The sequence below is a fragment of the Acidovorax sp. Leaf160 genome, assembly GCF_001424265.1.
GTDB lineage: Bacteria > Pseudomonadota > Gammaproteobacteria > Burkholderiales > Burkholderiaceae_C > Paracidovorax.
Genome location: NZ_LMOV01000027.1, coordinates 100,208 through 125,264, shown reverse-complemented (window position 1 = coordinate 125,264; position 25,057 = coordinate 100,208). Strand labels below are relative to the sequence as shown.

At 72.4% G+C, this 25,057-nt stretch carries 21 protein-coding genes; 10 read left to right on the top strand and 11 right to left on the bottom strand.

The annotated features are described in order from the left end of the window. Positions 1-59: 59 nt before the first annotated feature. Complete coding sequence (locus ASF94_RS18025; RefSeq protein ID WP_235505422.1) at positions 60-566, top strand: hypothetical protein; 507 nt, start codon at positions 60-62, stop codon at positions 564-566. Positions 567-585: 19 nt separating this feature from the next. Further along, a complete protein-coding gene (locus ASF94_RS18020; protein ID WP_056669722.1) occupies positions 586-1,968 on the top strand; it encodes a tripartite tricarboxylate transporter permease in 1,383 nt (460 codons plus the stop codon). A gap of 108 nt (positions 1,969-2,076) precedes the next feature. On the opposite strand, the gene ASF94_RS18015 is transcribed toward ASF94_RS18020, so the two are convergent. From ASF94_RS18015 to ASF94_RS18005, 3 genes are all read right to left on the bottom strand, one after another. Continuing rightward, a complete protein-coding gene (locus ASF94_RS18015) occupies positions 2,077-2,991 on the bottom strand; it encodes a M48 family metallopeptidase (RefSeq protein WP_082493397.1) in 915 nt (304 codons plus the stop codon). A 73-nt stretch (positions 2,992-3,064) separates the two neighbouring features. Continuing rightward, the gene (locus tag ASF94_RS18010; protein ID WP_056669952.1) at positions 3,065-3,916 is read right to left on the bottom strand and encodes a DMT family transporter; all 852 of its coding nucleotides are present in this window, start codon (positions 3,914-3,916) and stop codon (positions 3,065-3,067) included. A gap of 333 nt (positions 3,917-4,249) precedes the next feature. Then, positions 4,250-5,041 carry an AraC family transcriptional regulator gene (locus ASF94_RS18005; protein ID WP_056669719.1) on the bottom strand — a complete coding sequence of 264 codons (792 nt, stop codon included), beginning with the start codon at positions 5,039-5,041 and terminating at the stop codon, positions 4,250-4,252. Between the two features lie 142 nt (positions 5,042-5,183). Here ASF94_RS18005 and ASF94_RS18000 point away from each other — a divergent pair, with 142 nt between their 5' ends. Then, positions 5,184-7,475, top strand: a complete 2,292-nt coding sequence (locus tag ASF94_RS18000; protein WP_056669716.1) for a bifunctional diguanylate cyclase/phosphodiesterase — start codon at positions 5,184-5,186, stop codon at positions 7,473-7,475. 249 nt (positions 7,476-7,724) lie between these two features. Here ASF94_RS18000 and ASF94_RS17995 read toward each other — a convergent pair whose 3' ends face one another. The 3 genes from ASF94_RS17995 to ASF94_RS17985 form a co-directional block, all read right to left on the bottom strand. Beyond that, a complete protein-coding gene (locus ASF94_RS17995) occupies positions 7,725-8,828 on the bottom strand; it encodes a tripartite tricarboxylate transporter substrate binding protein (protein WP_082493407.1) in 1,104 nt (367 codons plus the stop codon). An 80-nt stretch (positions 8,829-8,908) separates the two neighbouring features. Then, on the bottom strand, positions 8,909-10,132 hold the full coding sequence (locus ASF94_RS17990; protein WP_056669713.1) for a CaiB/BaiF CoA-transferase family protein: 1,224 nt from the start codon (positions 10,130-10,132) through the stop codon (positions 8,909-8,911). Between the two features lie 53 nt (positions 10,133-10,185). Next, entirely contained in the window at positions 10,186-11,256 is a 1,071-nt protein-coding gene (locus ASF94_RS17985) for a hydroxymethylglutaryl-CoA lyase (RefSeq protein ID WP_235505421.1), read from the bottom strand. 127 nt (positions 11,257-11,383) lie between these two features. On the opposite strand from ASF94_RS17985, the gene ASF94_RS17980 reads away from it, so the two are divergent. The 5 genes from ASF94_RS17980 (at position 11,384) to ASF94_RS17960 (ending at position 16,823) form a co-directional block, all read left to right on the top strand. Then, positions 11,384-12,331 (top strand): LysR family transcriptional regulator, encoded by a 948-nt coding sequence (locus tag ASF94_RS17980; protein ID WP_056669711.1) that lies wholly within the window; start codon positions 11,384-11,386, stop codon positions 12,329-12,331. A gap of 234 nt (positions 12,332-12,565) precedes the next feature. Next, positions 12,566-13,951, top strand: a complete 1,386-nt coding sequence (locus tag ASF94_RS17975) for an MFS transporter (RefSeq protein WP_056669708.1) — start codon at positions 12,566-12,568, stop codon at positions 13,949-13,951. Between the two features lie 38 nt (positions 13,952-13,989). Beyond that, positions 13,990-14,577, top strand: coding sequence for an isochorismatase family protein (locus ASF94_RS17970; protein ID WP_056669705.1), 588 nt, complete (start codon positions 13,990-13,992; stop codon positions 14,575-14,577). 151 nt (positions 14,578-14,728) lie between these two features. Then, positions 14,729-15,445, top strand: a complete 717-nt coding sequence (locus ASF94_RS17965) for a response regulator transcription factor (protein ID WP_056669702.1) — start codon at positions 14,729-14,731, stop codon at positions 15,443-15,445. Between the two features lie 148 nt (positions 15,446-15,593). Then, entirely contained in the window at positions 15,594-16,823 is a 1,230-nt protein-coding gene (locus ASF94_RS17960; protein ID WP_056669699.1) for an ATP-binding protein, read from the top strand. A gap of 12 nt (positions 16,824-16,835) precedes the next feature. Here the strand turns inward: ASF94_RS17960 and ASF94_RS17955 are convergent, their stop codons facing one another. Beyond that, positions 16,836-18,098 carry a YbfB/YjiJ family MFS transporter gene (locus ASF94_RS17955; protein ID WP_056669697.1) on the bottom strand — a complete coding sequence of 421 codons (1,263 nt, stop codon included), beginning with the start codon at positions 18,096-18,098 and terminating at the stop codon, positions 16,836-16,838. Positions 18,099-18,171: 73 nt separating this feature from the next. Between ASF94_RS17955 and ASF94_RS17950 the strand changes: the two genes are divergently transcribed. Further along, complete coding sequence (locus ASF94_RS17950) at positions 18,172-19,068, top strand: LysR family transcriptional regulator (RefSeq protein WP_056669694.1); 897 nt, start codon at positions 18,172-18,174, stop codon at positions 19,066-19,068. 255 nt (positions 19,069-19,323) lie between these two features. Then, positions 19,324-20,451: a nitronate monooxygenase family protein gene (locus ASF94_RS17945; protein ID WP_056669692.1), complete on the top strand. Its 1,128-nt coding sequence runs from the start codon at positions 19,324-19,326 to the stop codon at positions 20,449-20,451. A 58-nt stretch (positions 20,452-20,509) separates the two neighbouring features. Here ASF94_RS17945 and ASF94_RS17940 read toward each other — a convergent pair whose 3' ends face one another. The 4 genes from ASF94_RS17940 to ASF94_RS17925 are packed head-to-tail and all read right to left on the bottom strand — an operon-like array spanning position 20,510 to position 25,041. After that, positions 20,510-21,493, bottom strand: a complete 984-nt coding sequence (locus ASF94_RS17940; protein WP_369818681.1) for a glycosyltransferase family 32 protein — start codon at positions 21,491-21,493, stop codon at positions 20,510-20,512. A gap of 23 nt (positions 21,494-21,516) precedes the next feature. Next, entirely contained in the window at positions 21,517-22,581 is a 1,065-nt protein-coding gene (locus tag ASF94_RS17935) for a glycosyltransferase family 2 protein (protein ID WP_082493395.1), read from the bottom strand. Further along, a complete protein-coding gene (locus ASF94_RS17930) occupies positions 22,568-23,734 on the bottom strand; it encodes a glycosyltransferase (RefSeq protein WP_056669683.1) in 1,167 nt (388 codons plus the stop codon). The genes ASF94_RS17935 and ASF94_RS17930 overlap by 14 nt, the downstream gene beginning before the upstream one ends. After that, positions 23,731-25,041, bottom strand: coding sequence for an O-antigen ligase (locus ASF94_RS17925; RefSeq protein ID WP_056669680.1), 1,311 nt, complete (start codon positions 25,039-25,041; stop codon positions 23,731-23,733). The genes ASF94_RS17930 and ASF94_RS17925 overlap by 4 nt, the downstream gene beginning before the upstream one ends. Positions 25,042-25,057 lie beyond the last annotated feature (16 nt).

Sequence of the window (25,057 nt, the reverse complement as noted above, 5' to 3'; positions counted from 1 at the left end):
CCGGCCGCCCGCAGTTTTCCCCTCCCACAACGACACACCACAACGAAGGAGACAACACCATGGCAACCCCGAATCCCGCCGGCTGGCGGCTGGCCGAAGTCTGGGGCGACACCGTCGACCTGCGGCACCTGGCCTGGTCCATCGCGATCGGCATCGGCATCAGCGTGGTCGGTTTCTACCTGGCCAGCCGCTGGCTGGCCACGATGGTCGAATCGAAGCAGCTGGCCCACGCCTACGCCATGCTCGCGGGCCTGGCCGGCTGCGTGACGGCCGGGGTGATCTGCGCGCGGGCGTTTCCCCCGAAGCGCGAGGTGACCGAGCAGGACATCTCCACCGACCCGGCCTGGCGCCGCGAGGTGCTGGAGGAGCTGGCCGCGCAGCCCGGCGGGCTGGGCTCCATCGCCGACCTGCCGCCGGTGGTGGTGCAGGAGCTCAAGGAGCTGAAGCTCTACGACCTGTTCCTGGACAACGCGCAGACGCCGGCGCCGGCGCCGATGCCGATGCCGACGCCGACGCCCACCAACCCCACCCCGCAGACCACGGCCCCCGGCCCTGCGCCGCGTTGACGCAGAGGAGTCGATAGACATGGATCCGCAACTGCTCAACGACATTGCCGTCGCCGCCGGAATGGGGCTGATCGGCGCCGTGGTGTTCGCCGCCATCGGCCTGGTTTCGGGCACCGATGAGACCACCACGCTGGCACCGCTCACGCTGCTGGTGGTGCTGCTGGGCGTGCCGCCCGCCGGCGTGTTCACCTTCTTCCTGGCCGGCGCGGTCGCCAAGCACATGACGCATGCCGTGCCCACCGCCCTGCTGGGCATACCGGGCGACACGCTGGCCACGCCGCTGCTGCAGGACGCCAACATGCTGCGCAAGCTGGGCGTGCCGCACATCGCCCTGCGCAAGATGGTGTCGGGCGCCATCGTCGCGGCCTTCGTCGCCGTGCCGCTGGCGGTGCTGTTCGCCGTCATGCTGGCGCCGTTCGGGGCCGCCATCACCAAGACGGCGCCGTGGATCTTCCTGGCCGCCGCGCTGCTGATCGCCTACTTCTCGGCCGGCCGTTGGGCCTCGGTGGCGCTGCTGGTGCCGTTCGTGGTCGTGATCATCGCGCTGCAGGCACTGACGGCGAAGTACGAGGTGAAGCTCAGCATCAGCTATTTCCTGGGCATCGCCATCGGCCCGCTGATCGCCGACCTGTTCACCGTGATCGCCCCCGCCGGCCGCCAGCGCATGCTGCGCGACCAGGTGCGGCAGTTCAACCTGGCGCCGGACGTGAAGGGCTGGTCGGGCTACTTCCCCAACCCGCTCAAGGTGATGGACCGCGTGCAGACCCGCTGGACGCTGATCACCGCGACCATCTCCAGCGCCACCTTCGTGTTCAGCCCGGTCGCCATGACGGTGGTGCTGGGCGAGCTGGTCGGCTCGCGCATCAAGCACGCCTACCACCGGCTGACCACCGTGCTGAGCGCGCGCAACGGCGTGACCGAGGCGACCTACATCGCCGAGGCGCTGATCCCGCTGATCGCCTTCGGCCTGCCGCTCAGCCCCGTGGCCGCCGGCCCGGCCGCGCCGCTCTTCAACGCGCCGCCGCGCTTCACCGTCGATGCCGCCACCGGCCAGACGCACAACCTGCACAACCTGCTGAACCACTGGGAGTTCCTGGGCTACGGCATGCTGGCCGTGCTGCTGGCCGCCGTGGTGTCGTACCCGTTCGCGATGAATTTCGCGCGGCGCGCGGCGCTGTTCGTGTCGCGCCGGGTGAGCCATGAGGCCATCATCGCCACGTTCGTGGGCCTGATCATCGTGATCAGCGTGTGGGAAGGCCAGCTGCTGGGCCTGCTCGTGATCCTGACCATGGGCCTGCTGGGCGGCCTGCTGTCGCGCAACTTCGGCTTCAACACCGGCGTGCAGTTCATGGGCTACTACACGGCGGTACTGAGCGTGCCGGCCATCGTGCGGCTGTTCTGAACGGCGCCGTTCAGCACGCTATCAAAAAAAGAGCTGCTGGCGCCCCGATGGTGGGCGCCAGCAGCTCTTTTTGCATGAAACACCGCCTTGCGGGGGAGGCGCCAGCGATCAGCCGCGCTTGGCGGCCTGGTACAGCCCCTCGACGCGCGGCACGTTGGCTTCCAGCTGGCGGATGCGGTCCGGCCCGCTGGGGTGGGTGGAGAGAAACGCCAGCCCGCCCTGGTTCTTGGTGGCCTCGCCCATCTTGCGCCAGAGGCTCACCGAGGCGTCCGGGTCGAAGCCGCCGCGCGCGGCCAGCTCCAGCCCCACCAGGTCGGCCTCGGTTTCGTCCGTGCGGCTGAACTTCAGCGTGATCAGCTGGGTGCCCAGATTGGCCGCCGCGTTGCCCAGGTCGCCCAGGCCCAGCAGCTGCGCGCCCAGCGACAGCCCCATGCTGGTGGCCTGCGTCTTGGCCAGCCGGGCGCGGGCATGTTCGCGCAGGGCGTGCGCCATTTCGTGGCCCATGACCATGGCGGCCTCGTCGTCGGTCAATTTCAGCTGGTCGAGGATGCCGGTGTAGAAGGCGATCTTGCCGCCCGGCATGCAGAAGGCGTTGATCTGCTTGCTGCCGATCAGGTTGACTTCCCACTTCCACGACGACGCGCGGCTGTTCCACTGCGGGCTGAACGGAATCAGCCGCTGCGAGATGCCGCGCAGCTTCTGCAGCTGCGGATGGGTATCGGGCGCCAGCGCGCGCTGCGCCTTGGCCTGTTCCAGCATCTTGCTGTATTGCTGGGTGGCGGCTTGCTCCAGGCCCTCGGCCGGCACCAGCTGCCGCATGGCGGAGGACGAGCCCACGTCGACCTGCGCCAGCGCCGGGCCGGCCAGCGCCGCGCCCGCCGCCAGCAGAAAGCCGCGGCGCGCATTCCATGCGCCGTGGCTCTGCCGCAAGGCGCACAGGCGGCAACCGGCGTCGTGGCCGGCGCCGCCGCCGTCGCCGTCGCGGTAAGGGGCCGAAGCTGCGGAGAGTTGGTCGTTTTTCATGGCGCCCGAGTCTAGTGGCGCCCAGCCCGCCCGGCTGTAGGCAGCCGAGCCACGCTGCCGCCAGTGCCGGCTGTCAGCGCGCCGTCCGCAGCTCGGCCCACACCACCAGCAGCAGGCCCGAGAGCACGGCCACCAGGCCGGCGACGGAGAGCAGGGAGGGTGTTTCGCCCACCACCACGACGGCCAGCACGAAGGCGGTGACCGGCTCGCCCAGGGCCAGGGTGACGCCGGTGGCACCCGAGATATGCCGCAGGGCGCTGGTGAACAGCAAGTAGGCCAGCCCCGTCGCCACCAGGCCCAGGTAGCCCACCGTGAGCCAGGTGCCGGCCGACAGGGCCAGCGGGCCGGCCAGCCACGCGGCCGCCGGCACCGACAGCACGGCTGCCGTTGCGAAGACGGCCAGGTTGACCGTGGCCGCGCCGGCATGCTCGACCAGCGGCTTGTTCAGCAGCGTGTAGGCCGCGTAGGTCAGCCCCGCCGTGAGGCAGAGGGCGATACCGCCGACCGTGGCGCCGCCGCGCCCGCTGGCGGCGCCGTCGAGCGCCATGGCCACACCGCCCGCCACGCCCAGCAACGTGCCGGCCCACCAGGCGGGCGCGGGCAAGCGGCGCAGCTGCACGGTCTGCAGCAGGCCGGCCCAGATGGGCGCGCTGCCGATGGCGATGGCCGTGCCCAGCGCCACGCCGCTGGCTTTCACGCCCGCGAAGAAGCTGAGGTTGTAGACCGCCACGCAGGCGCCCGCCGCCAGCACGCGCGGCCACGCCAGGGTGCCGCCGCGCTGGCGCAGCGCACCCGCCAGCACGGCGAAGAAAGCCGCCGCCACCGCCAGCCGCAGGGCGCCCACCCAATACGGCGACAGGCCTGCGGGCGCGAGGCTCTGCGCGGTGCCGGTGGTGCCCCAGAGCATGGCGGCCAGCAGCACCATGGCCACGCCGCGTGCGCCGTGGCGCACGGCGTCCGGCGACGGGCGAGCGCCATCGGCCACCCCGGGGCGGACGGAGCCGGCCGCCATTTCGGCGGCGGCGGACCCATGGGAAGGCGAGCGGGAAGCAGAGGAACGGAGATCAGAGGGGCGGGGAGCGGCCATGTCGCAAGGTTGCCACGGCGGGCCGGCCGCGAATGTCGCGCAACGCTCAACCTGAGAACGGTCGCGCCGTTCTTTTCAGGGGCGCTGGGGAGCCATCGGCCCTCCCATCGCCCGACCGGCCCTCCACCCTTCGGGCCCGCGGCCCCTCCCGACAAGCCAGGGAACACGCTTTCAGCGCCGGCGCAGCTGGCGCGCGCCCACCCCGCGCTCGCGCCGCAGGGCCGACGCCAGCGCCGACGCAGTGGCATAGCCGCAGGCCAGCGCGACCTGCTCCAGCGGCTGCCCCCCGGCGAGCGAGCGCATGGCGGCATCCAGCCGCACGCCCCGCAGCCACGCCTGGGGCGTGGCCCCGGTCAGCTCGATCCAGCGGGTGTGAAAGCGCGGCACGCTGAGGTGGCAAAGGGCCGCCAGGCGGGCGGTCGGCCAGGCTTCGTGCAGTGCGCCGCGCACGGCCTGCTCGACCCGCTCGGCCGGCACGGCCCGGCGGGCCAGCACGCGCGGCGCGTGCAGCAGGCCGTCCAGTTGCGGCGCCAGGGCCGGAGTGGGCGCCAGCCAGGCCCGGGCGACGCCGCTGGGCCAGTCCGGCGCGGGCGGCGCCAGGCCCGCCGCGTCGTGCGCCGCCTGCGGCGCGGAGGCGGGCAACGGGGCCAGAACGCCGGCTGCGTCGATCCACGCCCGTGCCCGCTCCGGCACGGCGAAGCGCCGCAGCCGCTCGGTGCCTGCGGCGGAAGGCAGGTCGATCACACAGAAGAGCGCCCCCGGCGGCGCGAAGAATCCATGCCGCACCCCGGCCGGCACCACGATGCCGCTGGCCCGGTCCACCCACAGGCCACGGCCGTCCACCTCCATCTCCATGCGGCCCGCCACCGCATAGACCACCTGCGCATGGTCGTGCGCATGCACGGCGTATTCGCCGCTGTAGCTGCGTACCGAGCATGCCGGGGGGCTGGAACAGGGGGTCATCGGGAGGATGGTACCCCCCGGGCTGTAGGACGGGGTCGCCAGCTGCTGTACAGCTTTGCTAGCAGGGACACCTGACTTCACACAACTCGGGCACAATGAAATGTCATATTTTGTAATCGGTACGCTCGTTCGTGCCGTCCCCATGGAAAGCCCCCTCGTCACGGCGTATCTGATTTCAGTCGGCTTCCTGCTCATGGGTGCCGGGTACTCCGTCGTGCTTGCGCGCCACAGCACCCAGCCCCGGCTGCAGTGGAGCTATGGGGTGCTCTGCGTGTTGTTCGCGCTGTTCCAGATGGGCAATGCGCTGCAGTACGCGGCACCCGACACGGCAGCCGCGCTGCAGGCGCACCGCTGGTTGAACCTCTGGTCGCTGCTGGTGCCGCCGGTCATCGTCTACCTGTTCGAATTACTGGGCACGCGCCGCCCGCGGCTCCGGCTCACCGGCGCGGCCGCGGCCGTCACGCTGGTGCTGGTGGTGCACAACTTCACCGCCGACTACGGCTACCGGTTCAACCAGCTCGCCAGCGACCGCCTGGTGACGCTGCCCTGGGGCGAGTCGATCCGCCTGCTCTCCGGCTCTGCCGACATGCCCTACCAGCTGCTGCGCGTGCTGACCCTCGGGCTGATGGCCGCCGCCCTGCCCGGCCTGCGCCCGGGCGACACCGTCCGCCCGGACCGTGCCCACTGGCGCTGGCTGCCCTGGGTGGGCATGGGTCTGATGGCGACGAGCGCCATGCTGGCGCTGCTGTCGGATACCGGGGCGCTGTCCCTGCCCTACGTGTCGGGTTTCGCCTTCCTGGTGATGAGCGTGGGTTTCCTCTGGGTGGTGATGGAGGATCTCGGCCGGCTGCATTCCCGGGTGCGTTCGCGCCGGCGCCGGGCGCACGGAGGCAGCGTCGCCCCCGCGCCACAGCCCCAGGACCAGCCGTTGACGCCGCGCGCCCGCCCTGCGGCCCAGCAGCAGCAACAGCCCCAGCCCCAGCCCCAGCCGGCGCAGGCCGCAGCGCCGCAGAATCCGCCCGCGCTGCAGCCCGCCGCCCGCCTGGCGCGCCGCGCGCCGGATGCGGAAGACACGCGCTTTTCCGGCCTCAGCGACCGGGCCGGCCTGCTGCGTCAGCTCACTCCCGTGCTGGACGAACACCAGCGCAATGCAGCGTCGCTGGCGGTGTTCGTGTTCGATATCGACCGCTTCGACCTGCTGTGCGCCACCCACGGCCATGCCGCGGGTGATGCGCTGCTGGCCCAGCTGGCGGGCCGCCTGCAGCAGGCCGTGCAGGGCCAGGGCCTGCTGGCGCGCGGCCACGGGGCCAGCTTTGTCGTGGTCTGCACGGGCATCGCGCCGCAGGCCGTGGCCCAGCGCTATGCGCAGCTGGACAACGCCTTCGCGCTGCCCGTCGCGGTGTCGGGCAAGGTGCTGAACGTGCGCGCCAGTGCCGGCGTCGCGCGCTTCCCGGGCGACGGCGTCACGGCCGAGGCGGTGGTGAATGCCGCCGAGCTGGCCCTGCACGACGCCAAGAGCACCGGCCGCAGCGGCGGGCCGCTCAAGACCTTCACGCCGGCCCTGAAGGACCACCTGCAGGAGCAGATGGAGCTGGAGGACGCGCTGAGCCACGCGCTGGAACGCCGCGAATTCCTGCTGCACTACCAGCCCCAGGTGAACGGCGAAACCGGCCAGGTCGCCTGCATGGAAGCGCTGGTGCGCTGGCAGCACCCGGCGCGCGGCCTGGTGTCGCCCTTGCGCTTCATCTCGCTGGCCGAATCCAGCGGCGTGATCCACGCCCTGGGCGCCTGGGTGCTGAACGAGGCCTGCCGCCAACTGGCCGCCTGGCACCAGCAAGGCCACGCCGGCCTGCGCATGGCCGTCAACCTGTCGGCGCACCAGCTCGAAGACGAAGGGCTGGAGACGCTCATCACCGACACGCTGGCGCGCCACCGCCTGCGGCCGGCCGATCTGGAGCTGGAGATCACCGAGTCGGTGCTGATGCCGCAGATCGAACGCGCCAGCGAGCGGCTGGCCGCCCTGCGCGCCCTGGGCGTGCGGCTCTCGATCGACGATTTCGGCACCGGCTACTCTTCGCTCACCTACCTGCGCCGCCTGCCGGTGCACGCCTTCAAGCTCGACCGTTCGTTCATCCGCGACGTGGACCTGAGCGGACGCGGCCAGGCGGTGTGCGCCACCGCCATCGGGCTCGCCTTCGACCTGGGCCTGGAGATCGTCGCGGAAGGCGTGGAGACGGTACAACAGGCGCAGCTGCTCAAGCACTGGGGCTGCCACCTGCTGCAGGGCTACCTGTTCGCACGGCCCATGGCGGCCGAGGCAGCCGGAGCGTTCCTGGTCAGCACCGCGACGCAACCCGACGAGCCGGTGCAGGCCGCTCCGGCCGCTCCGGCCGAGCCGCTGGTGGTGCCGCTGCAGATGGCGCCTGCGGCCTGATACGGGGGTCTCGGCACGCGATCTGTCGGCAGGAGGCCAGACAGGCTGGCAGGCCGAGACCTTCTTGAATCGTCAGCACGGCCTGCCTTCGAAGAGCCTGGCCTGGGCTTCGGAAAGAACCCGTTCGCGACGGAAAGCCCCCATTCGCCCAGCACACACGGGTGGCCCGTGGGCCGGCCCGCGCGGTGGCGCCGCCGGTGCCTGGATGGCGCGGCGCGGCGCGGTGGCGGCGCCTGGAGCGCGGCCGACTCAATCCATGGTCAGGTTCGCGCTCTTCACCACCTGCGCCATGCGCGCGGCCTCGCTGCGGAAGAAGGCCGCGGCCTGCTCGGGCGGCGTGAGCTTGATCTCGTAGCCCTGGGCGATCAGCGCATCGCGTGCCTCGGGCATCTCCATCGCGGCCTTGAAGCCGGCAAAAAGGCGCGCAAGCTCGGCCTTGGGGATGCCGGCCGGCGCCACGGGCGCGATCCAGCCATCGAGCTCGAAGCCCGGCAGGCCCTGCTCCGCGATCGTCGGCACGGCCGGCAGCGTGGGCACGCGCGCGGCGGTGGTCACGCCCAGCGCCCGCAGCGCGCCGGACTTGATGTGCGGCGCGGCAGGCGCCGCAGCCACCACGGCAAGCTGCACCTGCCCGCCCAGCACATCGTTCATGAGAGGGCCCATGCCCTTGTAGGGGATGTGCTTGATGTCCAGCTTCGCCTGGTCGGCGAACATCGCGGCGCCCAGGTGCAGGATGGTGCCGTTGCCGGAAGAGCCGTAGTTGAGCACGCCGGGTTTCGCCTTCGCATAGGCGATCAGCTCACGCACGTTCGCCGCCGGCACCGCAGGGTTCGCCACCAGCACGAACGGCGTGGCGCCCAGGATGGTGATGGGCGCGATGTCGGCGAGCGAATCGAACGGGATGTTCTTGTAGACGCTGGGGTTCACCACGTGGTTGTTGGAGACCACGCCGATGACGGAGCCGTCCTTGGGCGCGCGCACGATCTGCGCGGTGCCGGTGATGCCGCCCGCGCCGGGCAGGTTTTCGATCACCACGGGCTGGCCGAGCGCCTTCGCCAGGCTGGCGCTGATCGCGCGGATGGCACCGTCGGCGCCGGAGCCGGCGGACAGCGGCAGGATGATGCGCAGCGGCCTGTCCGGGTGGGACTGCGCCCGGGCGGGCCGCAGGCCGCTCCAGGCGGCGGCCAGGGCTGCGGCGCCGATGGTGACGGCGGCGCGGCGGGTCAGGGCTGTGGCGGCGCCTGCAGCGGCACCAGCGTGCGCTGTGGGCGCACCGGCCTCGGCATCGGCCTCGGCATCGGCATCAGGGCGGTGGCGGTGGGGAGCCGCCGGGGGGGTTGGCAGGATCGGCATGCGCATGTCTCCATCGTGGTGGGTGGGCCGCGCGGACTGGCGCCGCGCTCGTCGAAAGGGCCCGGAAAAGCGGTCGGCCGTCAGGCCACGGCACGGGCCTCGCGCAGCGCGTCGATGGCGCCGGGCGCGTAGCCCAGCCCTTCGAGCAGTTCGCGCGTGTGCTCGCCCAGCCGGGGCGGATCGGTGCGCACGGGCAGGCGCTCGCCTCCCATGCGCAGCGGCATCAGGGTGACGCGCGCGCGCTCGCCGGCGCGCTCGCCATCGGGCAGCGTGACGTCGGCCAGGCCGCCGGTGGCATTCAGGTGCGGATCGTCGAACAGCTGCTCGGGCCGCAGGATGGGCGCGAACGGCAGGCCGTGGCGCTCGAAGATCGCGGCGAGTTCTTCGGCCGTGTGCTGCGCGAGCCGGCGCCGCAACTCGGGCAGCAGCGTGTCGCGGGTGCGCACGCGGTCGTTGTTGAGGGCCAGCGCAGGGTCGGCCAGCAGGTCGGCATAGCCCATGGCGGTGCAGAAGGTGCGCCACTGCGCATCGCTCACTGCGGCCAGGAAGATCTGGCCGCCGTCCTTCACGCTGAACACGTCGTATACGGCCCAGGAGGAGATGCGGTCGGGCATCGGCGCCGCGGGCTGGCCGGTCACGGCGTACTGCATCATGTGCTGGCCCACCAGGAAGACGTTGTTCTCGAACAGCGCGGAATCCACTTCCTGGCCGCGGCCGGTCTGCGCGCGCTGCATCAGCGCCGCCATCGCGCCGATCGCGCCGAACATGCCGCCCATGATGTCGTTCACGCTGGTGCCCGCGCGCAGCGGGTCGCCGGGGCGGCCCGTCATGTAGGCGAGGCCGCCCATCATCTGCACCACCTCGTCGAGCGCGGTGCGGTGCTCGTAGGGCCCGGGCAGGAAGCCCGTGTGGTTGACGTACACCAGCCCTTCGTTGAAGCGCGAGAGGGCGGCGTAATCCAGGCCGTATTTCGCCATCACGCCGGGCTTGAAGTTCTGCGCCACCACGTCGGCCGACGAGGCGAGGCGGATCGCCACCTCCAGCCCCTCGGCGCTGCGCAGGTCGATCGCGATGCTTTTCTTGTTGCGGTTGAACATCGGGAAGAAGCCCGCGCCCGCGCCCAGCAGGTGGCGCGTGCGGTCACCCTCCACCGGCTCCACCTTGATGACCTCGGCGCCCAGGTCGGCCAGGACCATGCCGCAGGTCGGGCCCATGACCATGTGGGTGAACTCCACCACGCGCAGGCCGGCCAATGGCAGGGTGCGTTCCGGGGAGGGGTTTGCGGAAGTGGCGGAAGAAGTCATGGGAATGCGCGAGGACGAAGAGGGAACGAAGGACGGGAGGCGGTGCGGTGCGATCAGGCGGAGACGGGTTCGGCCAGGGCTTCGGGGTGCGCCACCAGGCCGCCCTTGGGCAGGCCCGCACGCCAGAGCGTCCCATGCAGGGTCTCGCCATCGAGCCAGCCCCGTACGCGCTCGCGCAGCGCCAGCAGGCCGGGCAGATCGAGCCCCGTGTCCACGCCCATGCGTTCCAGCATGAAGGCGAGGTCTTCGGTGGCCACGTTGCCGCTCGCGCCCGGCGCATGCGGGCAGCCGCCGATGCCCGCCAGGCTCGCGTCGAAGCGCGCCACGCCGGTCTGCCAGGCGGCGTAGGCATTCGCCAGGCCCATGCCGCGCGTGTCGTGGAAATGCGCGCAGGCCAGGCGGTCGCCGACGAGCGCACGCGCTTTGCCGAAGAGCCGCAGCACCGATTGCGGATCCGCATAGCCCACGGTATCGGCCAGGCTCACGCGGTCGGCGCCGGCATCGAGCAGTGCCTGCATCAGCCGCAGCACTTCGCTTTCGGCCACGTCGCCCTGCAGCGTGCAGCCGAAGGCCGTGCCCACGCCGCCTTCGATCAGCGTGCGGCTGCCGGACGCGTCGCGCGCGGCGCGAATGCGCGCCACCTCGGCCACGACCTCGTCGGGCGTCTTGCGCAGGTTGGCGAGGCTGTGCGCATGGCTCGCCGAGAGCGGCACCACCATCAGGTGCGCGCCGCATTCGAGCGCGCGTTCGGCGCCCTTCAGGTTGGGCACCAGCACCGACGCCACCAGCCCGGGCAGCGTGCGCGCGAACGCCAGCACCTCGGCCGTGTCCGCCAGTTGCGGCAGCAGGCGCGCGGGCACGAAGGAGCCGACCTCGATCTCGCGCTGGCCGGCCGCGTGGGCGGCGGCGATCCAGGCCATCTTGCGATGGGTGGGGACGGTGGCCGCGATGCTCTGCAGGCCATCGCGCAAGCCGACTTCGCGCACCTGGGCGCTGGGCCGGCCTGCCGGGCGGCCGGAAGCGGCGCCCGTGGGAACCGGTGGGTCCACGGATGCCGCTGCGCCGGACGGCAGGGCGGAAGACGGGGCAAAAGGCGCGGCTGCGGTCGGATCGGTGGCGGGCATGGGCTTTACCCGGCGGACCGGGCCTGCGTGCAAAAGGGACGCAACCATTCTAGAAATTCCCGCACACTCCGTGATCTCAATTTGGGAAGTCCAGAATTTCCCGAATGGAACATCTTCACCCCACCCTATGCGCTCCCTCGATCTGCTGACCCTGCGGCTCTTCGTGGCCGTCTGCGAGCAACGCAACATCGCGCGCGCGGCCGAGCGCGAATCGATCGTGGGCTCGGCCGTCAGCAAGCGCCTGGCGCAGCTGGAGGACACGGTGGGCACGCAGTTGCTGGTGCGCAAGCGCCACGGCGTGGCCCCCACCCCGGCCGGAGAGACGCTGCTGGAGCACGCGCGCGAGATGCTCGCCACCGCCGGCCGCATCGAGCGGGACATGGCTGGCTTCGCCACGGGCGTGCGCGGCCATGTCCGCATGCTGGTCACCGCCTCGGTCATGGCCGAATCGCTGGCCGACGACGTGGCCGCCTTTCTGCAGGAGCCCGCGCACCGCGACATCCAGGTGAGCATGGAAGAGCGCGTGAGCCCGGAGGTGGTGCGCGGCGTGCGCGAGGGCAGCGCCTCGCTGGGCATCTGCTGGGACGCGGCCGACCTGCAGGGCCTGCACACGCGTGCCTACCGCAGCGACCACCTCGCCATCGCGGCCCATCCCTCGCACCCCGTGACGGCGCTGGAGAGCGTGCGCTTCGCCGACGTGCTGGGCTATGAGTTCGTCAGCATGCCGGCGCTGAGCGCGGTGCAGGTGCTGCTGTCGCGCGCCGCCGCGCTGGAGGGGCGCACGCTGCTGCACCGGGTGTTCGTCTCCAACTTCGACGCGGCGCTGCGCGTGGTGCGCGCCAACCTCGCGATCAGCGTGGTGCCGCGCGAAGTCGCCGAGCCCTTCGCCGCCGCCAGCGGCGTGCGGGTGGTGCCGCTCGCCGACCCCTGGGCCCGGCGCCGCTTTGCGATCTGTGCCCGCGCAGGCGACGGCCTGCCGGCCGCCGCAGCGCTGCTGGCCGACTACCTCGCCCGCCGGGGCGGTGCCCCGGCGACGGGAATGCCACCGGCAGGCACCCCCGGGCCGGGCGGGTGATGGACAGCACGCCCGACGCGGGCGCACCGGAGCCACTCGCCTCCCACCACCGGGGGCCACCCGGCGCTGGCCGGCCGTCGCCCACGGCGCGAGGCGGTGCAGGCCGATAATCGCCGTCCACTGCGCCTGTGCCAGCCAACCGGCCTGCCGGATCTGTCCACGGCCCGTCCCGACCACGCCCGCCATCAGCCTTCGCGGGCCCGGCACACCCGTTCCTCTCCCGCCCTGCCCGCCATGTCTTCGACGCCCCCGCCTGCCCCGCTGCCCTCCGACCAGACGCCCCCGACCTCGCCGGCCGCGGAGTCCCCCGCACCCCGCCGCAGCTGGGCCCAGGCCCTGCGCGTCTACCGCGAGCCCGCCAGCCTGCGCATGCTGGCGCTGGGTTTTTCGGCCGGGCTGCCGCTCTTGCTGGTGCTGGGCACGCTGTCCTTCTGGCTGCGCGAGGCGGGGGTGGACCGCACCACCATCGGCTATCTCAGCTGGGTCGGGCTGGCCTATGCGTTCAAGTGGGTCTGGGCGCCGCTGGTGGACCGGCTGCCCCTGCCCTGGCTGACACGCGCGCTGGGCCGGCGCCGCAGCTGGCTGCTGCTGTCGCAGGTGCTGGTCATGGGCGGGCTGGCCGGCATGGCCTTCAACGACCCGCGCGTGGCGCTGGCGCCCATGGTGTGGTGCGCGCTCTTCGTCGCTTTCGGCTCGGCCACGCAGGACATCGCGCTCGACGCCTTCCGCATCGAATCGGCCGACGCCGACCGCCAGGCCGCGCTGGCCGCCACCTACCAGACGGGCTACCGGCTGGCGATGATCTGGGCCGGTGCGGGCGTGCTGTGGGTGGCGGCGCGGGCCGAATCGCCCGCCGCCGCCGGCACTTACCAGCACGGCGCCTGGCAGGTGGCCTACCTCGTCATGGCCGCGTCGATGCTGGTGGGCACGCTCACCGTGCTGCTCTCGCGCGAGCCCGCGCCGCGCCCCCTGCCGCCCGCGCGCAATGCGGCCGAGTGGCTGCGCGGCGCGCTGATCGAGCCGTTCGCCGACTTCATCCGCCGCTACCGCTGGCAGGCCGCGCTGCTGCTCTCGCTCATCGCCGTCTACCGCATCAGCGATGTGGTGATGGGCATCATGGCCAATCCGTTCTATGTGGACATGGGCTACACCAAGGACGAGGTGGCCGCCGTCAGCAAGGTGTTCGGCGTGCTGGCCACGCTGGCAGGCGCCTTCGTGGGCGGGGTGCTGTCGATGCGCCTGGGGGTCATGCGCGTGCTGATGCTGGGCGCGGCCTTGAGCGCGCTCAGCAACCTGCTGTTCGCCTGGCTGAGCACGCAGGGCCACGACGTCACGCTGCTGATGCTGGTGGTGTCGGCCGACAACCTCTCGGGCGGCATCGCCTCGGCCGCGTTCATCGCCTACCTGTCGAGCCTGACGAACGTGCAATATTCGGCCACGCAGTACGCGCTCTTCAGTTCCATGATGCTGCTGGCGCCCAAGTGGATCGCCGGCTTCTCGGGCCGCTTCGTCGATGCGTACGGCTACCCCGAATTCTTCGTGGCCACCGCGCTGCTGGGGCTGCCGGTGCTGCTGCTGGTGGCACTGGCCTCCAAGGTCAAAATGGCCAGTCGCGCTTGATGCATCAGCGCATTCAGATATAAAAGTAGTAGCAAACCATGTCCATCGCCCTGCTCGTCATCGATACGCAAGCCGCCCTGTTCGACCCAGCCCCGCGCCCGGCCGACGCCGACGCCGTCATCGCCCGCATCGATGCGCTGGCCGCCCGGGCGCGCGCGGCGGGCGCCGCCGTCGTCTTCGTGCAGCACGAGCAGGCCGAGGACAGCGGCGGCCCGCTGGTGCATGCCAGCCCGGGCTGGCAGCTGCAGTCCGGCCTGCAGGTGGACGAGGAAAGCGATGCCTTCGTGCGCAAGACCACGCCCGACGCCTTCCTGCGCACCGACCTGGCCGACAAGCTGCTGGGCTGTGGCGCGACCGAATTGGTGGTCTGCGGCTACGCGACCGAGTTCTGCGTGGACACCACCGTGCGCCGCGCCGCCGCGCTGGGCTTTCCGGTCACCCTGGCGTCCGACGCACACACCACGCACGACAAGCCCCATGCCGGCGCCGACGCCATACGCACCCATCACAACGCCACGCTGCCGTCGCTCAAGAGTTTCGGCACGCCGATTCGCGCCGTGCCGGCGGAGGCCATCGACTTCGTCCCGGCCGCCCCGGCCCCGGTGCCGCCAGTGCTGACGAAGTGAGACCGGGGCGAGCGGACCGGCCCGGCGCAATGCGCGCAGGGATCGCAAGGAATCCCGGTTTACCTAACTTTACAGAGACTTCAACGGGCCGAGATAGCCAGGCGCGACCATGAGCCTCCCCGCCCACCCCACCACCTGACAACGCCCCGCCATGAGTTCCCAACTGCTGATGATCGAAGACGACGCCCGCCTGGCCGAGATGGTGGGCGAGTACCTGGCCCAGTCGGGCCTGCAGGTCACGCACAAGGCGGATGGCGGCAGCGGCCTGGCGCATTTGCAGGGCGATGGCGGCGCCGCCCTGCCCGACCTGGTGATCCTCGATCTGATGCTGCCCGACATGGACGGCCTGGAAGTCTGCCGCCGCATCCGCGCGCTGCCCGGTGGCGCGGCCCAGGTGCCGGTGCTCATGCTCACCGCCAAGGGCGACCCGATGGACCGCATCATCGGCCTGGAGCTGGGCGCCGACGACTACCTGCCCAAGCCCTTCGAGCCGCGCGAACTGCTGGCCCGCATCCGCGCCATCCTGCGCCGCCGTGAAAACGGCGCCCGGCCCGCGCCGCAGCTGCTGCGCTTCGGCACGCTGGAGATCGACCGCGATGCCCGCACCGTGTCGGTCGGCGGCCAGCCGGCGGAACTCACCTCCTACCAGTTCGACCTGCTGGTCGCCCTGGCCGAGCGCGCCGGCCGCGTGCTGACGCGCGACCAGATCATGGAAGCCGTGCGCGGCCGCGAACTGGAGGCCTTCGACCGCTCCATCGACGTCCACATGGGCCGCATCCGCGCCGCCATCGAACAGGACGCCAAGAACCCACGCCGCATCCTCACGGTGCGTGGCGTGGGCTACGTCTTCGCCAAGCAGCAAGACTAGCCATGCAGCACCCCCTGAGTCGCCAGCGGCCTGGCAGCGCCCGTTCCACGGCGTCCGCTGGCGTCGCCTGCTCTGCGGCGTTCGGACACGGAAGGCCACGCGACATCGGCGGGCCGCCATCGGTTGCGAACTGCTCCGGACCGCAGACATGTCGCTAGTCAGCCCCTTTTCCCGCCGGCTCTACCTGCGCATCTGGCTTGCCGTCGTGGGCGGCGTGGCGGTGTTCGCGCTGCTGGTGGGTCTCGCCTGGCGCATCGCGGCCGAGCACAACGCCCAGCAGACCGCGGCGCAGCAGCCGCCCGGGCGCGAGTTCGTGCTGCGCGACGCCCAGGGCCACCCCAAGCTCAAGGGCCAGGCGCTGCGCCGTCCGACCGAGCCCGGCGAAGGGCTGGAATTCATGCTCGAAGGGCTGGACGGCGCCGCCTACACGCTGGAGATGTCGCCCCGTCCGCGCCCGGCCCGCCCCGGCCGCTACGACGCGGCCTTCTGGCTGAGCCCGCCGTTCGGCTTCATCTGGGTGCTGGCGCTGGTGGGCATCGCCGTCACGGTGGGCGTGTTCCCGATCATCCGCCGGCTGCTGCAGCGGCTGGAAACCCTGCAGCGCGGCGTGCAGCGCTTCGGCGAAGGCGACCTGTCGGTGCGCGTGGCCGAGCGCGGGCAGGACGAGGTGGCCGATCTGGCGCGCCAGTTCAACGCCGCCGCCGCGCGCATCGAGACCCTGGTGGCCTCTCACAAATCGCTGCTGGCCAATGCCTCGCACGAGCTGCGCTCGCCGCTCACGCGCATCCGCATGGGGCTGGAGCTGATGCAGGGCAACGCGCCCTCGCCCAACTTCCGCGCCGAGATCCTGCGCAACATCGCCGAGCTGGACCAGCTGGTCGATGAGATCCTGCTGGCCAGCCGGCTGGACGCGCGCGAGGCCGACGTGGGCACCGTCGAGGCGGTGGACTTGATGGGTCTGGCGGCCGAGGAATGCGTGCGGGTGGATGCCGAACTGCAGGCCGATGCCGGCACGCCGGCACACGCGCTGGAAGTGCGCGGCGTGGCCAAGCTGCTGCGCCGGGCGCTGCGCAACCTGCTGGAAAACGCCCGCCGCTACAGCCAGGGCGACATCACCATGACGCTGCGCGCCGCGGGCGACCGCGTGGAGGTGAGCGTGTGCGACCACGGCCCCGGCGTGCCGCCCGACCAGCGCGAGCGCATCTTCGAGCCGTTCTACCGCCTGCCCGGCGCCAGCGAGCGCTCCGGCGGCGTGGGCCTGGGGCTGGCCCTGGTGCGCTCCATCGCCCAGCGGCATGATGGCGCGGTGCGCTGCACCGACCGGCCCGACGGCGCGCCGGGCGCCTGCTTCGTGCTCAGCCTGCCGCGGGGCGGCTGAGGGCAGCCGCCCTCATCGCGCGCCCGCCATCGCATCCCCTCCGGCGGCCAGCGGCCAGCGCCGCGCCATCGCCGCCCACAGCCCCGCGCCCAGCACCAGCGCCCCCGCCGCCACCGACAGGCCCCAGACGAAGCCCTGGCCCGGCGTGGCCGCGTGGTGCAGCATCCACGCCACCATCGGCGGCCCGGCGATCTGGCCGACACCGTAGGCGGCCGTGAGCAGGCCGGCGAAGCTGTCGCCCGCGCCGGGCCACAGGCACCGGGCTTCCTGCAGGGCATAGAACGTGATGGCGGTGAAGGGCAGCCCCAGCAGCAGGCTGCCCAGCGCGAAGCCGGCCGCCTGCGGCCACACCAGGCCCAGGCCGATGGCGCCGGCCTGCAGGGCATAGCAGCCGGCCAGCAGCCAGCGCCGGTCCCACGCCGCCGGCGTGCGGGTAGAGAGCGCCGCGCCCAGGGCCACGCCCGCGCCGAAGAGCGGCCAGAACAGGTCGGGCCAGGGCGAGCCGGCCGGCAGCGCGGCGCGGGCGATGACGGGCAGGAAGGTGGCGGTGACGATGTAGCCCAGGCCGGCCAGCGCATACCCCAGCGTCAGCAGCCCGCGGGCCGCCGCACCGCCCGGCGGGGGCAGTGCATGGTGGGTGCTGCCGGCGCCCGAAGCCTGGGCAGCACGTTCGCCCAGCGCGGCCCCGCGCAGCACCGGCCATGCCAGCGCCGCCAGCACGGCACTGAGCGCCCCGAAGGCGGCCCAGCCCAGCGCGGCCGGCCAGTGCGCGGCCACCATGGCGCTGGCCGACAGCCCCGTCAGCACGATGCCCACCCCCGGGCCGCAGAAGATCAGCCCGCCCAGCGCGGGCTGGCCCAGCACCGTCAGCCGCCCCATGCACCAGGCCGACACGTTGAGGAACACCACCGCGCTGACGAAGCCCGCCGCGCCCCGCAGCGCCGGCCAGGCCGCCGCCACGGGCAGCGCCATCGCGCAGGTCAGCAGCACCGTCGCCGCCAGCCCCCAGCGCGCCAGCCGTGCGCCCTGCCAGGCGCGCGCCGTGCGTGGCGCCACCCAGGGCAGCGCCATGCAGGCCAGCGCCCCGACCAGGTAGCCGGTGTAGTTGACGGCCGCCAGCCAGCTGCCGCCCGCCAAAGAGACGGTGCCGTCCCGCAGCATCATGGGCAGCAGCGGCGTGAATGCGAACCGGCCGATGCCCATGGCCGCCGCCAGCGCGAGCATGCCGGCCAGGGCTACCGCCAGGGGGCGGAGGGAGAGCGGTGGTGGGGGCATGGAACAGGCGCTTGGATGAATCTCTTTTGAAGATTATTATCTGCATCAACCATCTCACGAAGAGAATCTACCGATGGACCTGTCCGCACTCGAAATCTTCCGCGCCGTGGCACTGGAAGGCAGCGTGACGCGCGCCGCCGAGCGGCTGGGGCGGGTGCAGTCCAACGTGACCACCCGGGTACAGCAGCTGGAAGAGCAACTGGGCGCCACGCTGTTCCTGCGCGAAGGCCGCCGCATGCTGCTGACGCCGGCCGGCGAATCGCTCTGCCGCCATGCCGAACGGCTGCTGGCGCTGGCCGAGGAAGCACGCCAGAGCGTGCGCCCCGGCCGCCCGGGCGGGCGCCTGCGGCTGGGCGCCATGGAAAGCACCGCCGCGGCCCGCCTGCCGGCGCCGCTGGCACGGCTGCACGCCCGGTGGCCCGAGGTGCAGCTGGAGCTGCGCACCGGGGCTTCCGGCACGCTGGTGGACGAAGTACTGGCCCATGCCAGCGACTGCGCCCTGGTCGCCTGGCCCCCGCCGGGCGTGGACCCGGAGGCGCCGCTCGACCGCACCACGGTGTTCACCGAGTCGCTCTGCATCGCCCTGCCCGCCAGCCACCCGCCGGTCGCCCGTCCCGGTGATCTGCAGGTGGGCACGCTGGCGGCCTTCACCCGCGCCTGCACCTACCGGCGCCTGGGCGAGGACTGGATGCGCCAGCACCTGCATGGGCGTTTTCAGGGTGCCGCGCCCCGGGTGCTGGAGCTGGCCTCCTACCACGCCATCCTGGCCTGCGTGGCCGCCGGCCGCTGCGCGGGCGTGGTGCCGCAGGCGGTGATCGACCTGATGCGCGAGCCACCCGCGCTGCGCCTGCTGCCGCTCGCCGAATGCGACACGGTGCTGGTGCGCCGGCGCGGCTACCAGTCGGCCGCATTCGATGCGCTGCTCGCAGCCTTGCAGGATCAGGCTGATCCGTTCGCCACTTCGCTTTGAGCCATTTGCCCGTTTTACCGGTTCATCCGTTCATCCGTTCATCCGTTCATCCGTTCGCCCTGAGCTTGTCGAAGGGCCTGGTCCGCCCCCTGCCTCGGCTTCGACGGGCTCAGCCCGAACGGGTTCGCGGCACTGCTCGGCAAACGCTGCAGCCAGCCCGATCCGCCGCCCACCGCCCCCGTCCACCGCCCACCGCCCACCGCCCACCGCCCACCGCCCACCGCCCACCATCCACTTCCTTCACCCACCGCCGCCATGACCCAGCACCGCAGCTTTCCGCCCTTCCCCTTCACCCACCGCCTCGGCCTTGCCCTGCCCATCTTCCAGGGGCCGATGACGGGTGCCGACACGCCCGCACTGGCCGCAGCGGTCTCCAGCGCCGGCGGGCTGGGGCAGCTGGGCTGCGGCATGCGCTCGCCCGCCGCCATGCGCGAAGCGGCGGCCGAAGTGCGCCGGCTGACCGACCAACCTTTCGGCATGAACCTGTTCGTGCTGGAAACGCCCCGGCCAGACGACGCCACGCTGCGCGCGGCGCTGGAGCGGCTGGCCCCGCTTTACGCCGAATACGGCCTGGAGCCCGCCGTGCCCGCGCAGTGGTGCGAAGACTTCGCCGCGCAGTTCGAGGCGCTGGTCGAGGCGCGCCCGGCGGTGGCGAGCTTCACCTTCGGCATCCTCGATGCAGCGCAGGTCGAGCGGCTGCACGCCGCCGGCTGCGTGGTGGTGGGCACCGCCACCACCGTGGCCGAGGCCCGTGCCTGGGCCGCCGTGGGCGCGGACGCGGTGTGCGCGAGCGGCGTGGAGGCCGGTGGGCACCGGGGCACCTTCCTGCAGGTGGGCCGCGCCGGGTCGGCCGCACCTGGCGGGCCGAGCCTCGCCGACTTCGCCGCCAGCCAGGTGGGCACGCTGGCGCTGGTGCCGCAGTGCGTGGACGCCGTGCGCATTCCGGTGATCGCGGCCGGCGGCATCATGAACGGGCGCGGCATCGCCGCCGCGCTGGCGCTGGGCGCGCAGGGCGTGCAGATGGGCACGGCCTTTCTGGTGTGCCCGGAGTCGGGCATCGGCAGCGCCTACCGCGCCGCGCTGGCCCGGGCGGGCGACACCGACACGCGCCTGACCCGGGTGTTCTCGGGCCGGCCGGCGCGCGGCATCGTCAACGCCACCATGGACCGGCTGGCGGCTTGCGAGGCCAGCGTGCCGGCCTATCCGGTACAGAACGCGCTGATGGGCCCGCTGCGCCGCGCGGCGGCAGCGCAGGGCCGGGCCGATGGCGTGGCGCTCTGGGCGGGCCAGGGCGTGGCGGCAGCGCGGCCGCTGCCGGCTGCGGAGCTGGTGGGGCTGCTGGCGCAGGAATGGGCGCAGGCCGTGGCACCGCCAGCGCATTGAGGGTCAAAACGGGCTGCAGCGCTTACCCATCAAGCGCATAATGCTATCAATTAAATAGCTAAACCGATCCGTCCGGCCGAGGGTTCATCAGCAACCGGTCAGCCACGCTGCCCGGCAGGTAGAGGCCGCGCGCCAGGTAGTCGTCCAGCCGCCGGCGGTCGGGCCCGCGCAGCTTGATGACCGGCGGCAGCTCGCCCGTCACGCGGGAAAAGAGCAGCCGGAGCTTGAGCGGCGTGCGGCGCCACTGGCCCAGCACATGCAGCTGGAAGGGGCCGTCTTCGGCGCAGGCCAGGCAGAGCCGATAGCCGCCGCGCGTGCGCATGACGTACTGCATCGCCAGGTGGATGCTGAGATAGGCGGGCGCGTCGATGGCCTGCCGCACCTGGTCGAACACGCCCTGCGCGCGCAGGTGCTCGATGTAGGCCTCGCCGGTGCTTTCCAGGCAGTGGGCGTCGAACTCCGCGAACGCATCGGCGGCGAAGCGGCTGCCGGGCGGCGCGGCCAGGAACCAGCTTTCGACCACCGGCTGGTGGGCATCGGTGGTGAAGCGGTCCAGGTAGTAGGCCACCAGGTCGCAGCCGCCTTCCCGCTGCTGCGCTTCGATCACCCAGTCGAGGGAGCGCGTGAGGATGGTGCTGGCGTCGATCCAGATGCCGCCGTGGTCGCGCAGCAGGCGCAGGCGGATCCAGTCGGAGCGCCGGGCCGGGGCGACGCGGGCCAGGGCCTCGGGCAGCTCGGGCACCCACTCGCGCAGCTTGGCGTCGTCCAGCACGCGGATGTCGAAGCCCGGGTTCATCTGCCGCCAGTTGGCGATGCAGCGCTCCACCAGCAGAGGCAGCGTGGGGCTGTTCCAGTAGGTCCAGACCACGCGCGGGATCGGTGCGGAGGCCGCCAGCGGCACGGGCGTGCCGATCGGGTAGCAGCGCAGGGGCTGCGGCTGGTGGGGCTCCAGCGTGCGGCCGGTGGCCCGGCAATAGCCGCGCACGGCCCGCGCCAGCCACAGCTCGGCGCGGTTCTTGAAGCTCAGGTGGGAGGCGGACACGGAGGCAGCGGTCGTGGCGGTCGTCATCGGGGTCGCCAAGCGTACCAGCGGCCCAGCCGCAGGGCGCGCAGCCACCAGCCGCGCCGCAGGTACTGCCGGCGCAGCGCGGCCAGGGTCAGGGGCGACTGGCGGTCGAAGTCGGCGCGGAACCGATCCGCCGCGGCCTGCCGCACGGCCAGGGGCGCGTCGCCCGCCATGCGCTGCAGGCTGCGCAGCGCGCCGGTCAGGTTGCGGGCGCTCTGGTGCGCCAGCGCGAAGCGCAGCGGTGCGCTCGCGGGCTGCGCGCCGCAGTCCGCGGCGAAGTCCGCCAGCGCCGCCGACTGGTGGGACGCCTTGCGCACGTCGGTGCTGGCCAGGATGCTGCCTTCCCGCTGGCGGTAGGCCACCCACGCGCGGGGCGCGTAGTAGAAGGTCTGCGCGCGCCGGGCCAGCAGCGGCATGGTGGCCATGTCCTCGAAATAGCGGCCCACCGGAAACCGCAGGCCGCCCGCCCAGAGGGCGCGGCGCGAGATCTTGGACCAGGCATGCAGCTGCCCGGTCATCATCAGGCCGGCCGCCAGCGCGTCGCCCCCTGGCTGCGGCCCGCCCGAGGCGCCGTCGAACGTGGCGCGGTGGCGCTCGCCGCGCAGCACGTGCTTGAGGCGCTCCTTCTTGCGCCACACGCGGAAGTCGCACAGCACCACGTCCACCGCATGCCGCTGCACGATGCGGCGCAGGCCGTCGATGGCGCCGGGCAGCAGCTTGTCGTCGGAGTCGAGGAACCAGAGATAGTCGCCCCGCGCGTGGTCGATCAGGGTGTTGCGCGCGGCGCTGAGGCCGGCGTTGGCGTCGTGCTGCAGCAGGCGCAGGCGGCCCGGCCAGCGCTCGGCCAGGTCCTGCATCAGCTGCGCGGAGCCATCGGTGGAGCGGTCGTCCAGCAGCAGCAACTCCACGCCCGCAGCATCGTCCACCGACTGTTCGACGACCGACTTCACGCAGGCGGTGAGGTAGGGCTCGACGTTGTAGACGGGAATCAGCACGCTCAGCCAAGGCTGCGTCTGCGGCTGCGGCTGCGTCTGCGGCTGCAGGCCGGTGTCAGGCATCGTCATGCGGGGCTCCGGAAGATGCGCCTGCGCCCGGCGTGTCCGCCAGCAGCCGCTGCAGCAGGGCTTCGTAGCGCGCCGTCATGGTGGGCAGGCCGTAGAGGCGCAGTGCATCGCGCCGCGCCGCGTGCGCCAGGCGCTCGGCCTCGGCGGGCCGGGTCAGCAGGCGCTCCAGCGCGTCGGCCAGCGCCGGCGCGTCGCCTTCCGCGGCGAGCAGGCCGTTGCGGCCGGGCTCCACCACGTCCTGCACGCCCACCACGTCGCTGCCGACCACCGCGCAACCAGCGGCCATGCCTTCGATCAGCGCGAGCGGCATGCCCTCATAGTGCGTGGAGAGCACGCAGATGCGGTGCCGCATGAGCAGGTCGGGCACCGAGCTGCAATGCCCCAGGAACTCCACTTGATCCTGCAGGCCGAGCTGCGAAGCGAGCTGTTCGGCCTGGCGGCGCGCGCCGGCCTTGCCGCCGCCGGCCAGCCGCACGGGGGGCGTGAGGCCGCGCGTGCGCAGCAGCGCCACCGCCCGCAGCAGGGTGGCGTGGTCTTTCTGCCGGGCGAAGCGGGCGGACATCACGATGGCCGGCTCGCGCTCGCTCCACGGGCGCGCATCGGCGCCGGCGAAGGGTTCGAGCCGGATGCCGTTGGAGATGGCCTCGGTCGTGGCCGCCGGAAAGCCGCGTGCGAGCAGGCTGCGCCGCACGCCCTCCGAGCAGCCGACGATGGCGTCGGTGCGGCCGCTGAGCCAGAGCGCCTGCCGCAGCCGCCAGGCGCTGTAGCGTTCGCGCGAGTTGTGCTCCACATGCACCAGGTGCGGCACACCGGCCAGCAGGCCCGCGTAGCGCCCCCAGAGGTGTTCGCTGAAACCATGCGCGACCAGCACGTCGGGGCGCCAGCTGCGGCACAGCGCGGCCAGCTGCCAGACGGTGGCCAGGTGCGCCCAGCCGGGCACGATGCGCACGTCGATGCCCTCGGCGCGCAGCGCGGCCACGCGTTCGGGCGACGTGGTGCGCTTGCGGCGCAGCACCAGCAGGGGCTGGAACCGGCCCGAGGCCGCATGCGCGCGCACCAGGTCGACGGCCACCTGCGTCGCCCCGGAGAAGCCGCCGGTGACGAAGTGCAGCACCCTGGGCCGCACCGCGGCGCCGGCGGATCGGGCGGTCATGCCGGCGTGGCCTGGGCGGCGGCGGACTGGCGTTCCAGGCCCAGCAGCGCGGCCCATTGCAGCATCACCAGGAACAGGTAGCCCATGATGCCGCTGTTGTGCGCGAAGAACACCTGCGTGAGCCCGAAGCCCATGTAGAGCAGCGGCACGCAGAGCCCGCCCAACCGCAGGGCCAGCAGGCCCGCCTGCCAGTCGGCCGGCATGGCCGCGTGGCGCGCCAGCCGGCGCCGGCTGGGCCAGAACAGGTAGACCGGCCAGAGGTAGAGGGCCAGCAGGCAGGCCAGCCCCACGGCGCCGGCCTTGACGAAGACGTCGAGCACCTCGTTGTGGACGTACACGTATTCGGTGATGGAAGGCTGGTAGAGGCCGGCCGCCACGCGCTTTTCCTTTTCTTCCATGTAGCTGCGGGTGGTCCAACCCAGCAGCGGCCGCTCGCGGCCCATGTCCCAGGCGAAGCGCCAGTGTTCCAGGCGCTGGCCGACGGAGTTGTCGGCGGCGCGCTGGGCCTCGTAGCCCTGCACCTCGACTTCCATGACCTCCCAGCGCTGGGCCAGCATCTGGTGGTTCAGCACCGTCATCACCAGCAGCGCGGCAGCCGTGGCGCCCAGGCAGCGCCACATCTCCCTGCGGTTGAGCTGGTAGAGCAGCAGCAGCACCACCGGGATGCACAGCAGCAGGGCCAGCCAGCCGCCGCGCGACTGCGACAGCACCGAGGCATTCACCGCGCCCAGCGAGGCGAGGCCGGCCAGCGTCACGCGCCAGCGGCCCAGCTGGCGGCGCAGGGCGATGGTCTGCACGGCGAGGATGGCGCCCAGCAGCATCGCCAGGTTGCCCCACTGGATGGCGTTGGTGCGGCCGGTGGGAAAGCCCGAGGCGCGCGACTGGTGTTCCACGTACACCTGCCAGAGCGCCACCCCGGCGCAGCCGATGCAGCCCACCAGCAGGCCGGTGTAGAAGGCCGCCGGCCGGGGCGGGTAGCGGGTGACGAACAGCAGGCACACCGCGCCGAGGAAGAACTTCACCGGCCGGTCGAACTGGTTCCACCCAGGCTCGGGCGCCGCCAGGATGAACCAGAAGCCGCCCATGCAGGCGATCACGCAGGCCAGCACCAGGGTGTGCGTGTCCGGCCGGTGGCGCAGCCACTGCGGCAGCGTGGCCAGCGCGCCCAGCAGCAGCAGCATCGCGCCATAGGAGTAGCCGGAGGCCACGGTCAGCGCCAGGGCCGGCACGAGAAACGCGGCCAGCGTGACCAGCCGGCGTGGCCAGGGCTCGGGGCCGAGAAGCGAGAGAAGGGAAGCGGAGTTCATCGGAAGGGCGATGCAG